Consider the following 11745-nt stretch of genomic DNA (forward strand, 5'->3'; position numbering starts at 1 on the left):
CAGAAGCAGAGCCCAGGCTTCCCCGAACAACCTCAAGGTAGAACAGCCCCCAAAGAACCTCAAAAATTTGGAAAAACACTCAGAAGAGCTATGATACCCGCAAGATTACCAAAGTCATAATCCACAGATCTCCAGCAAGATCTTTCCAGAGATCCTCCTGTCATGCATAGTTCAGTTTCACCAATGATATACGATCTGGTAATAATGGCCCTGCCCCTATAATGATCACGATACACTCCTCCATGATCCGTGGCCCGTGGCTCAGCTGGTTCTTCTCCATTCTTCTCGGGGCCGGTATCATCTGGCTTGCCAGTTACTGGGTTGGTGTCTTTACCCTGCAGGAGCTAAGAGAAACAACCAGAGAACGCCTCAGCCTCTACCACGGGACAGTTATAGGCGCTCTGGACAAATATCGGTACCTTCCTTTTGTCCTTTCCAGAGATGAAGACATTCAATTACTGCTCTCATCATCACAGAACGATCAAGGACTGGTCTCGGCTATAAACATCTCGCTTGATGCAACCAATCTGAAAGCTGAATCGGATGTTGTCTATGTGATGGACAGGTTCGGCACCACTCTCGCGTCGTCAAACTGGAAAGAAGACGTTAGCTTTGTCGGCCATAACTATGCGTTCCGGCCCTATTTCAAGGATGCGATGGCTGGAAAAGAGGGACGTTTTTTTGCCCTTGGTACGGTCTCGGGCATTCCTGGTTTTTATATGTCGCACCCTGTACGTGAAAGGTCCGGTATCATTGGTGTGGTCGTGATCAAGGTCAATCTGGAATTTTTGCAGCAACAATGGCGCGAGGGCGGAGAAACCGTATTTATTACTGATAACAACTCGGTAATTTTTCTCTCCAGCAAAGCCGAGTGGCTCTATAAATCTCTCCAGCCGATCTCACAGGAAAGCATGACGCAGATCCGATCTGTCCGGCAATATGGCAAAGCCAAACTCGGCCAGCTCAAAACCAGAGAACACAGTGTTGCCGGCAGTGCCATCACTCAAATCGACAAGCGCGACTTTCTGGTTTCAACACTGGATATCGGCTTCCCGGATTGGGTATTACATTATCTTTATCCTGTCGCTCTGGTACGAGAACGCCAGCAGACTACATTTGTCATAGGGCTTGTTCTTATGACCAGTTTTCTGGTTGGTGCCCTGTTTCTTCGCGAAAGGCGCTTGAAAATCATCTCAAGCAGAAGAGCGTTGGAAGCCGAAAAAATTAAAGAGATTAATATCCAGCTTGAACAGGAGATTACAGAACGACGCAGATCCGAACAGCAGCTCCGGGCTGCCCAGGATGGACTGGTTCAAGCCGGAAAACTTGCCGCGCTCGGCCAGATGTCTGCAGCCATTGCTCATGAAATCAATCAACCAATTGCCGCAATCCGGACCTTTGTCGCCAGTGCAAATCTGTTGCTCAAGCGGGGCAGAACTCAAGAACTGGATAATTCCCTGCAACAGATCACCTTTCTGACCGAAAGAATGGGCGCAATTACCGGGCAATTGAAAACCTTTGCCCGTAAAGCGCCGACCAAACTGGCTCCTGTTGAAATACAGTATGTCCTCTCCCGGGCGATCGGTTTGATGCAACCACTTTTTTCCCGCGAACAGGTCAGGATAATAACGCACCTGCCCCCGGAAAAAACCTATATCACAGGTGACGAAATCCGCCTGGAACAGGTATTCGTCAATCTCTTTCGTAATGCAACAGATGCCATGTCAGGAAAAGATCAAAAGGAAATATCGGTAGTCCTTGATCTGAACCAGGAAACAGTGATGATCCAGGTCATGGATAGTGGCACAGGAATGAACCCGGAAATCATTGAACAGCTTTACGACCCTTTTTTCACCACAAAAACCAATGGCGACGGGATTGGCCTTGGCCTTTCCATAAGCTATGGCATTGTAACAGATCTGGGTGGTGAAATCCTCGCCCGGAATCACCCATCCGGCGGGGCAGAGTTTATTCTGTCTTTTCCTCTCTGTGACCTCTCCAATGGACATCGATCAAATGAAAAACAATGAAATTGAAACCGACGGACCAGTCTTTCTGATAGATGACGAACGGGCAATTCGCGTTTCAACCAAACAGTGGCTGGAGCTGGCAGGACATGAATTTGTCGAGGATTTTCAGGATGCCCGCTCTGCTTTGGAAAAGCTGGACTGGCATTTTAACGGGATCGTCATTTCCGATGTAAAAATGCCCGGTATGGACGGCCTTTCTTTATTAAAAGAAATCAAAAACATCGATCCCGATATTCCAGTAGTGCTGGTAACCGGTCATGGTGATGTCTCCATGGCGGTCGAAGCTATGAGAAATGGTGCTTATGATTTCATAGAAAAACCTTTTGAACCGGAACACTTGCTCGACATTGTTCGCCGGGCCCTTGAAAAAAGAGCCCTGGTCCAGGATAACCGCAGTCTGAAGCGCGATCTTGCCGCCGCTGAAGGACTTGATGCGCGTCTGGTCGGTGCCAATCCCATTATGCGCGCCTTGAAACGCGATATTATGGACATTGCCCCCACCAACGCCTCGGTTCTCATTCAGGGGGAAACCGGAAGCGGTAAAGAAGTTGTTGCAAGCTGTCTGCATGAATTTGGGCCAACCCCTTCCGGAAATTTTGTCGCTGTAAACTGTGCCGCCATTCCAGAGCAAATGGCCGAAAGCGAGTTTTTTGGTCATGAGAAGGGCGCTTTTACCGGGGCCCAAACGAGAAGAGCAGGAAAACTTGAAGCTGCCAATGGTGGCACACTATTTCTGGATGAGCTCTCGTCCATGTCCATGGATCTGCAGGCAAAACTGTTACGGGCCCTCGAAGAGCGCAAGGTCGTCCCTCTTGGTGGCAACACCCCCAGATCCGTGCAGTTTCGACTGATTGCTGCCCTGCAGGAGCCTGCAGAAGAAGCCATCGCCAGTGGCAGACTGCGCGAAGATCTTTACTATCGCATTGCCACTTTTGTTATGGCAATCCCTCCTCTTCGCGCACGTAAAGACGACCTTCCCATTCTGTTTCGACTTCTCGCCAAAAGGGCATCAGAGACCTTTGGACGCGAGATAGAAATGCCCGGTCCGGAAGGAATAGCCAGTCTGATGGCACACAACTGGCCTGGTAATGTCCGTGAACTCCGCAATGCAGCTGAAAGATACGCTCTTTCCACCAGACCAACTGCTGAAAGACTTTCGATCATCCTGAACAATCAGGAAGAAATACAGGCCAAAACCGCGCTGCCCTTAAGCGAACAGGTCAAACTCTTCGAGCGAAATGTCATACTTGCCTCGCTGAACCGACACAAAGGCAATGTTACGGCAGTCATGCAGGAACTATCCCTGCCAAGGCGAACTCTAAATGAGAAAATGGCAAAATTGAATTTGAAGCGGACGGACACACAATAACCCGGACTATCGGCGATTAACCGCCGACCCCAAGATCTATCCTCGGCAATTAATTGCTGAGCCTGTGACAGACCACGGGAATCTCCCTTCTAAATCAGAGAGATAGAAAAATGCTAAAATGGCACGGCCTTTGCTGTTACTATAGCAGGAAAAGGCATCAGCCTCACCTGCCCTTAATAAAGTACCATGTAAGAAAACGTACCTAAAAAAACAAGTCCTGTGGGAGGAACAATATGCGTAAACTATCCGCACTGATGGCGGCAGCAAGTGTTGCTGTAATGGCATTTGCAGCACAAGCAGAGCCAATTATCATTAAATTCAGTCACGTTGTACAGGAAGTCGGTCACCCCAAAGGGGAAGCAGCGAAACAGTTTGCTGATCGCGTGAACAGCGAACTCGCTGGCAAGGTTCTGGTAGAAGTCTACCCAAACTCGACACTTTACGATGATGACAAGGCCCTTGATGCCCTTGAATTGGGTGATCTGCAGCTGGCAGCTCCTTCCCTGTCCAAGTTCGAAAAATACACAAAAAAATACCGCATCTATGATCTTCCCTTCCTTTTTGACGATATTGCCGCGGTTGATCGTTTCCAGAATGGCGAAAAAGGCATTGAGTTGCTTGGTGCAATGGAAGAACAGGGCCTTCGCGGTCTCGGGTATTGGCACAACGGCATGAAGCAGATTTCTGCGAACAAGCCGTTGGTTAATCCCGAAGATGCCGCTGGTCTGAAATTCCGTGTGCAGACTTCTGATGTTCTGGTAGCAATTTTCCAGGAATTGGAAGCCAATCCGCAGAAAATGGCTTTCAGCGAAGTTTACGGTGCTTTGCAGCAGGGCGTGGTGGATGGTCAGGAAAATACCTGGTCCAACATCTATACCAAAAAATTCTATGAAGTTCAGGACGGCACCACAGAAAGTAACCACGGTGTTCTTGATTACCTTCTCGTAACCTCCACTGACTTCTGGGACAACCTGCCAGAAGATATCCGCGCAGATCTCGAGCGTATCCTCGGAGAAGTCACACAGGAAGCCAACGCAACTTCCACTGCGGTTAACGAAGAAAGCAAAGAGAAAATCATTGCTGCTGGTGGTGTGGTTCGGACCCTGACAGCTGAACAAAAAGCAGCCTGGCGGGCAAGACTGTCTCCCGTTTGGAAGCAGTTCACGGATGACATCGGCCAGGATCTGATTGATGCAGCTCTGGCATCCAATCAGTAATTCTGATGAGGTTTCATAATCTCGTAGGTTAACTCCTAGGGGGCTCACTGGGTCCAGTTGAGCCCCCTTTTTATAACTCGGAAGCAGTAATCCCATGCGCAAATTCCTATCGCACATCGAGGAAAGCTTCATCGCCCTTCTCCTGGCGACAATGGTGCTGGTCACCTTTTCGCAGGTTGTTGCCCGTTATGTATTTAACAGCGGGGCACTCTGGGCGCTGGAACTGACAACCTACCTCTTCGCTTGGCTTGTCCTGTTTGGCATTTCTTACGGAATCAAGAAAAATATCCACATTGGCGTCGATGCCTTTGCAAAACTTTTCAGCACCCCGATCCAGAGAATTTTTGGCATCCTGTCGGTCCTGGCCTCCATGACCTATGCCGGATTGATGCTCTATGGCAGCTGGGTCTATTTTGCCATCAAATTCAAACGCGGAACTGAAACCGATGACATGCCCATTCCTGAATGGGTCTTCCTGAGCGTACTCCTGATCGGCATGGCTATGATTATCATCCGGTTGATCCCTGTGTTGTTTGACCTACTGTCCGGTAAGGAAGGTGTGAGTATTCTTGGTGACGAGAGCAAGGATGCAATCGATCATTTCAAGGATGATTTCGAACAGGATAAAGATACATCAAACCCTAATCATTCTGGCAAAGGGGAGAGATAACCTATGGCCATTCTCACCCTCTTCAGCGTGCTTTTCCTGTTGCTGTTGATCGGCACCCCGATTGCTTTCTCACTCGGGCTTGCCAGTCTGACAACAATCCTGTTTTTCTCTCATGATTCTCTTGCTTCCATCTCGTTGAAACTCTTCTCCACGATGGAACATTACACCCTGCTGGCCATTCCCTTCTTTATTCTTTCCTCCGCCTTTCTTTCGACAGGTGGCGTCGCAAGAAGACTGATCCGCTTTGCCATGGACTGCGTCGGGCACCTCCGCGGTGGTATGGCTATGGCTTCTGTTCTGGCCTGTATGCTTTTTGCCGCCGTTTCCGGTTCTTCTCCGGCAACAGTCGTAGCCATTGGTTCCATTGTTATCGCCGGAATGCAGAAAGCAGGATACTCCAAGGAATTTGCCGCCGGTGTGATCTGTAACGCAGGTACACTTGGTATCCTTATTCCTCCCTCTATCGTCATGGTTGTTTACGCCGCCGCAACAGACGTCTCGGTCGGACGTATGTTTATGGCCGGGGTCATTCCAGGTCTCATCGCCGGCCTCATGCTGATGATCGGGATCTATGTTGCTGCCCGGGTGAAAAAACTGCCTCAGCTTCCCCGCGCGTCTTCCAGTGAAGTGTTTTCTGCTTTCTGGGAAGCAATCTGGGGCTTGCTTTTGATCGTGATTATCATGGGCGGGATCTATGGTGGTATCTTTACGCCGACCGAGGCTGCTGCTGTTGCATCCGTTTATGCCTTTATCGTCGCTGTCTTTGTCTACCGGGATATGGGACCACTCAAGAACCGTGATCTTTCAACCCTGAGCATTGCTGATTTTGTCATTGCCCTGCCCAAATCCTTTATTGATGCAGAAGTTCGCAAGACCGTTCTGGACGCAGCAAAAGTAACCATTATGCTACTGTTCATTGTCGCCAATGCCATGCTTTTTGCCCATGTCCTGACCACCGAACGCATCCCGCAAACCATAACGGATGCGATTCTTGGCGCAGGCTTTGAACCCTGGATGTTCCTGATTGTCGTCAACATTCTGCTGCTTGTTGCCGGGAATTTCATGGAACCTTCCGCGATTCTCCTCATCATGGCCCCGATCCTGTTCCCGATTGCTATGGAATTGGGGATTGATCCGATCCACCTTGGCATCATCATGGTGGTCAATATGGAAATCGGCATGATTNCCCCGCCAGTAGGGCTCAACCTCTTTGTCACAGCAGGGATTACGGGCATGCCCATTCTCTCGGTTGTGCGGGCGGCCCTGCCTTGGTTGATGATTTTGCTGGTCTTCCTGATCATCATTACCTATGTACCCGTCATCTCCACTTTCTTGCCCGATCTGGTTTACGGCCCCCAGCTGTAAACCGGTGTCTGGTAGATGTGATATCAAAGGGGGGCAAGTTGCTCCCCTTTTTCATGGAACAATCAGGGAAAGATCACCGCATGGAAATGACGGGCCGCTATATTATCAATTCTCCCCGCCAACTGGTCTGGGAAGCCATGAACGATCCCCAGATTCTCAAACAGGCGATTCCACGCTGTGATGAGGCAATCCGGCATTCTGATACGGAATTTACTGCTGTCTTCTCCTTTAATCTCGGCTTTATCAAACCCCGCCTGCAAAGCCTGATCAGCCTCTCTGAAATTGATGCCCCCAATTCCTATGTCATGGCAGCAGAAGGTCAGGGAAAGCTTGCTGGCCTTGCCAAAGGCAGGGCGAGGGTTCAGCTGACAGAACAGGATGCCAGAACCACTGTTCTGGTGTTTCAGGCGGAAGGTGACATGCAGGGAACCATCGCCGAAATGGCCTCAAAGCTGGTGACAAAAACGGCGCAGAAACTTGCAGATGACTTTTTTCATCGCTTTGATCAAGTCGTCAGTGAAAACAGGAAACTGTGAAAAAGAAGACTATTTGGCGGCCTCGGGCAAGCTGTCGCCAAGTTCCCCCAAGACATATTTTTCCAGAAAATTCCTGACATTTTTCTCGGCACCATGATCATAGAGATCCATGTGATAGCCTTCCTGAAAAAAAGCTGATTGCTTTTCCCCGGGGGCCAGAGACAAAAGACGACGGGATAATTCCACAGGTATCAGTTCGTCCTTTTCGCCGTGGAAGATAAACAATGGGGCTCTAACATCCCGTATCGCCAGATCCGATCGCCACTTGTCCCGCAACAGCCATTTGGCTGGAAGATACCAGTATTTCGCCTGAGCGACTTCTGCAATCGAACTATAGGGCGCTTCCAGTATAACGGCTTGCACCTGAAATCGGGCTGCCAGCCAGATTGCCATGCCAGTTCCCAATGACTCACCATAAGTAATAATCTGCTGTTCGGAATAACCTTGCTCAAGCAGCCATGACATGGCTTTCAGTCCGTCTGCCTTGAAGGCTGTTTCTGAAGGCCGTCCCTTGTGCCCGGCATAGCCCCGATATTCAACCTGCAGCAACCCGAAACCCATTTCGAGAAGATATTTAAGTTTGGGCAGACGGTCTCCGGTATGGCCAGCATTGCCATGAAAGGCGAGGACAACCGGATAGCCCGGGCGTGTTGGTGCCTTGAACCAGTGGGTCAGGGAAATGCCATCATCCATTGTCAGAGAGACTTTTTCCATTCCCTCAACACCATAAAACTCCGGCTCTTCCCGGGGCGAGGCTCCCGGATAGAGCAGGAAAGGCTGTAACAGGTACATCACCACCATCAGCCCCACATAGACCGTAACAGCTGACATAATCCAACCCATTAATCTGCTCCTGATTTTTGCAAACACCTCAGTCCCCGGAACTGTTATTCGCAACAGCGACTTATCTGTAGCAGAGTGACAAATTCCTGTCGGCATAAGACAGACAGTCTCATCATAACTCATGCATAACTTAAGAATCATTTATTCACCATTGCTCTTCTGGCAATAGGTTGAAACAATATCTCGCGAAATCGTTAACGGGGAGTGATAATTATGGATGTTCGTGCTGCAGTCGCCTGGGGCGCAGGAAAATCGCTGACAGTCGAAACTGTTCAGCTCGAGGGCCCTCGCCACGGTGAAGTTCTCGTTGAAATGAAAGCAACCGGGGTCTGTCATACAGATTACTTCACCATGTCAGGTGCGGATCCGGAAGGCCTGTTTCCAACCATTCTCGGGCATGAAGGTGCCGGGGTTGTGGTTGATGTCGGACCTGGCGTGACTTCCCTGAAAAAAGGCGATCACGTTATTCCGCTCTACACCCCGGAATGTCGCGAGTGCGAATACTGCCTCAATCCTAAAACCAATCTTTGTCAGGCGATCCGCTCGACCCAGGGTCAGGGATTGATGCCTGACGGCACCAGCCGCTTTTCCATGGATGGCAAGATGTTGCGCCACTATATGGGCTGCTCCACCTTTGCCAACTACAGTGTTCTGCCGGAAATTGCCCTGGCGAAAATCCGCGAAGACGCCCCTTTCGACAAGGTTTGTTACATCGGTTGCGGCGTGACCACTGGCATCGGTGCCGTGATCAATACCGCCAAGGTCGAGCCCGGCTCGAACGTGGTAGTTTTTGGGTTGGGCGGCATTGGCCTCAACGTGATCCAGGGCGCCAAGATGGTTGGCGCCAACAAAATCATCGGTGTTGATCTGAACAATGACCGCAAGGCCCTGGGTGAAAAATTCGGCATGACCGATTTCATCAACCCCAAAGAAATTGACGGCGATGTCATCCAGGCCATTCTGGATCTGACCAATGGTGGCGCAGACTATTCTTTTGAATGTATCGGTAATGTCACCACCATGCGCCAGGCTCTGGAATGCTGCCACAAGGGCTGGGGTGTTTCCGTAATCGTCGGTGTTGCCGGGGCTGGTCAGGAAATCTCTACCCGTCCGTTCCAGCTGGTAACCGGCCGGACCTGGAAAGGAACTGCCTTTGGTGGTGCCCGCGGACGGACCGATGTTCCCCAGATCGTTGACTGGTATATGGACGGCAAGATCAACATTGATGATCTGATCACCCACACCATGCCACTGGAAGACATCAACAAGTCCTTTGATCTGATGCACAGTGGAGAATCAATTCGCTCCGTTGTGATCTACTAGGGCGTTAATCTGATAAAATGAAAGGCTGCTCTCCTGAAACCGGGTGGCCTTTCATCTTTTCCTGTTTTACCCACAAATTTCCCTAAAACGATCGCGGCTTCACTCCTATGAATGACACCAATATCACCAAGCTCGAACTGATCAGCGAAAACCGTATGTTCGGCGGTCTGCAGCGGGTTTATAGCCACAGTTCCCGTGTATGTAACGGCATCATGCGCTTTGCCATCTACCTGCCACCTGCTGCGCTTGAGGGAAAAAAAGTTCCCGTTCTGACCTATCTTTCCGGCCTGACCTGTACTGAAGACAACGTCACGGCGAAAGCCGGTGCCCAACGTGTTGCCAGTGAACTTGGTCTGATCTTTATCGCGCCGGATACCTCGCCGCGTGGACAGAATATTCCCGGTGAGGATGACAGCTATGATTTTGGCTCTGCCGCGGGATTTTATCTCGATGCAACACAAGAGCCCTGGTCTAAAGCCTATAACATGTACAGCTACATCACCCGGGAACTCCAGGAGGTGATCGCCGCCAATTTTGAAGTGGCAGACTTGTCCCGCCAGGGCATCACCGGGCACTCCATGGGCGGACATGGGGCCCTGACGATCCACCTCAAGAATCCCGACCTGTTCAAATCGGCCTCGGCCTTTGCCCCGATTTGCGCGCCGATGCAATGCCCCTGGGGCGAAAAGGCGCTGACAGGTTATCTCGGCGAAGACCGTAACAGCTGGAAGGCTTACGATACGACCGAACTGGTCCGCCAGTCTCCCTCCCGGGCCACGCTACTGGTCGATCAGGGCAGTTCTGATAATTTTCTCAAGGAACAGCTCAAGCCGGAGCTGCTTCAACAGGCCTGCAAAGAATCGGGACAGGCACTCGATCTTCGTCTGCAGGAAGGCTACGATCACAGCTATTATTTCATTGCGAGCTTTATCGAAGATCATCTGCGCCATCATGCAAAAAACCTAAGCATCTGAAATAAAACACGCCTAAAAGTCAACTCGACCTATACAGGAAAACCCCGCAAGAACCTCTCGGTTGTTCTTGCGGGGTTTTGGTTTTCCGGCTTATGTCTTTCCTGCAGCCGTAAAGGAATTAGTCACTATTCCTGTGCCATTCTCAGCCCATCGTTACAGGTAGTAATAGATAAGAAAGAGGCAAGGTATGTCTAATTTACTGGTATCAGGGGACAGTCTTTCTGCTCAGGATATTGATCTCATTCAGGATTTTTATCAAAAGAACGCTATTGGAGCCAACTTTGGTGAAGTCCTTCCCCTTTCCACTGTTGAAGGGGAACAGGTCGTCGCAATCCTGACGGCAGACAACAACAACCTGCTCTGCGCCTTTGGTAAAGTCGCAGACTGGTATTGTGCCATTGATTCCCATTCAAATATTCTGGGACAGGCACAGGCTCTGGGTGATCTTTTTAAAGTTCTGTCATCCACCGCCCTTACCTGAGGTAGATCTCACGCATAAAAAAGCCCCGCTTTCCGGCTGGATCGCGGGGCTTTTTGTTTTTAGATCCGTCCCCTCGTTTTCGGGCAGGATCTGGTCTTTTGGTTGGGGCCCAGCCCCCCCCCTAGTGTTCGATGCCGAGGTCCTTGCCCGAGACGGCATCCCCACGTTCACGTGCCGCCAGCAGATCATCAAGCCAGTCCGTGCGCATCTCCGGCTTCGAGGACAGCAGCAGATCGGTGTAGGGGTGGTGTGGCGGCTTGAACATATCCACCTTCGCCCCCGAATCCTTAACCTCCCCCAGCTGCATCACCACAACCTCGTCGGCAATGTTCTCCACCGTCGCCAGATCATGCGTGATAAAGAGATAGGCAACACCAAGCTCCCGCTGCAGACGATCCAGCAAAGCAAGAATCTCCTCCGCAACCAGCGGATCAAGCGCAGAGGTCACCTCGTCACAGATCACAAGCTCCGGCTCCGCCGCCAAAGCCCGCGCAATACAGACACGCTGCTTCTGACCACCGGAAAGCTCCTGCGGGAAGCGTGTGATATAGTCCTCCGGCAGATCAATCAGCTGCAACAGTTCCTTCACCCGCGCGTTGCGCTCCGAAAGACCCATGTTGAAATAAAACGTCAGTGGACGACCGATAATCTCGCCAATCGTCTGGCGCGGGTTCATCGCAACATCCGGCAGTTGGTAAATCATCTGCAGCTTGCGCAGTTGATCCTTGCTCCGGTCCTTCAGCTTCGCCGGCAGAGCCTCCCCCTTGTAGAGGATCTCCCCCTCAAGCGGCGGTAACAGCCCGGTAATCGCCCGCGCCGTCGTCGACTTGCCCGATCCGGACTCCCCCACAACCGCAACCGTCTTGCCGTGACCAACTGAGATATTTACATTCTTCAGAACCTTGATCATCCCGCCGTAACTCGCCGTCACATTGCG

Annotated in this window: 11 protein-coding genes; 9 read left to right on the top strand and 2 right to left on the bottom strand. The window is 50.9% G+C overall.

Annotated elements, in window-relative coordinates:
• Window positions 1-221 precede the first annotated feature (221 nt).
• The 6 genes from B152_RS23015 to B152_RS23025 all read left to right on the top strand — a co-directional run bounded on the left by B152_RS23015 (window position 222) and on the right by B152_RS23025 (window position 7187).
• Window positions 222-2030: a sensor histidine kinase gene (locus tag B152_RS23015; RefSeq protein WP_020591911.1), complete on the top strand. Its 1809-nt coding sequence runs from the start codon at window positions 222-224 to the stop codon at window positions 2028-2030.
• Window positions 2017-3399 carry a sigma-54-dependent transcriptional regulator gene (locus tag B152_RS0108145; RefSeq protein ID WP_051082990.1) on the top strand — a complete coding sequence of 461 codons (1383 nt, stop codon included), beginning with the start codon at window positions 2017-2019 and terminating at the stop codon, window positions 3397-3399. Before B152_RS23015 ends, B152_RS0108145 begins: the two co-directional genes overlap by 14 nt.
• A 233-nt stretch (window positions 3400-3632) precedes the next feature.
• Complete coding sequence (locus B152_RS0108150; protein ID WP_026261383.1) at window positions 3633-4616, top strand: TRAP transporter substrate-binding protein; 984 nt, start codon at window positions 3633-3635, stop codon at window positions 4614-4616.
• Between the two features lie 94 nt (window positions 4617-4710).
• A complete protein-coding gene (locus tag B152_RS23020) occupies window positions 4711-5286 on the top strand; it encodes a TRAP transporter small permease (RefSeq protein WP_020591914.1) in 576 nt (191 codons plus the stop codon).
• A 3-nt stretch (window positions 5287-5289) separates the two neighbouring features.
• Window positions 5290-6651: a TRAP transporter large permease gene (locus B152_RS0108160; protein WP_020591915.1), complete on the top strand. Its 1362-nt coding sequence runs from the start codon at window positions 5290-5292 to the stop codon at window positions 6649-6651.
• Window positions 6652-6731: 80 nt separating this feature from the next.
• Window positions 6732-7187, top strand: a complete 456-nt coding sequence (locus B152_RS23025; RefSeq protein ID WP_020591916.1) for an SRPBCC family protein — start codon at window positions 6732-6734, stop codon at window positions 7185-7187.
• Window positions 7188-7196: 9 nt separating this feature from the next.
• Here the strand turns inward: B152_RS23025 and B152_RS23030 are convergent, their stop codons facing one another.
• The gene (locus B152_RS23030; RefSeq protein ID WP_020591917.1) at window positions 7197-8030 is read right to left on the bottom strand and encodes an alpha/beta hydrolase; all 834 of its coding nucleotides are present in this window, start codon (window positions 8028-8030) and stop codon (window positions 7197-7199) included.
• Window positions 8031-8243: 213 nt separating this feature from the next.
• On the opposite strand from B152_RS23030, the gene B152_RS0108175 reads away from it, so the two are divergent.
• The 3 genes from B152_RS0108175 (at window position 8244) to B152_RS0108185 (ending at window position 10808) form a co-directional block, all read left to right on the top strand.
• On the top strand, window positions 8244-9353 hold the full coding sequence (locus B152_RS0108175) for an S-(hydroxymethyl)glutathione dehydrogenase/class III alcohol dehydrogenase (protein WP_020591918.1): 1110 nt from the start codon (window positions 8244-8246) through the stop codon (window positions 9351-9353).
• Window positions 9354-9460: 107 nt separating this feature from the next.
• Window positions 9461-10327, top strand: a complete 867-nt coding sequence (fghA, locus tag B152_RS0108180; RefSeq protein WP_020591919.1) for an S-formylglutathione hydrolase — start codon at window positions 9461-9463, stop codon at window positions 10325-10327.
• A gap of 187 nt (window positions 10328-10514) precedes the next feature.
• A complete protein-coding gene (locus tag B152_RS0108185) occupies window positions 10515-10808 on the top strand; it encodes a hypothetical protein (RefSeq protein WP_020591920.1) in 294 nt (97 codons plus the stop codon).
• 121 nt (window positions 10809-10929) lie between these two features.
• Here the strand turns inward: B152_RS0108185 and B152_RS23035 are convergent.
• Window positions 10930-11745, bottom strand: an 816-nt coding sequence (locus B152_RS23035) for an ABC transporter ATP-binding protein (protein ID WP_020591921.1), incomplete at its 5' end; no start/stop codon positions are given.

It is taken from the genome of Kiloniella laminariae DSM 19542, from assembly GCF_000374005.1.
Classification (GTDB): Bacteria; Pseudomonadota; Alphaproteobacteria; order Kiloniellales; family Kiloniellaceae; genus Kiloniella; species Kiloniella laminariae.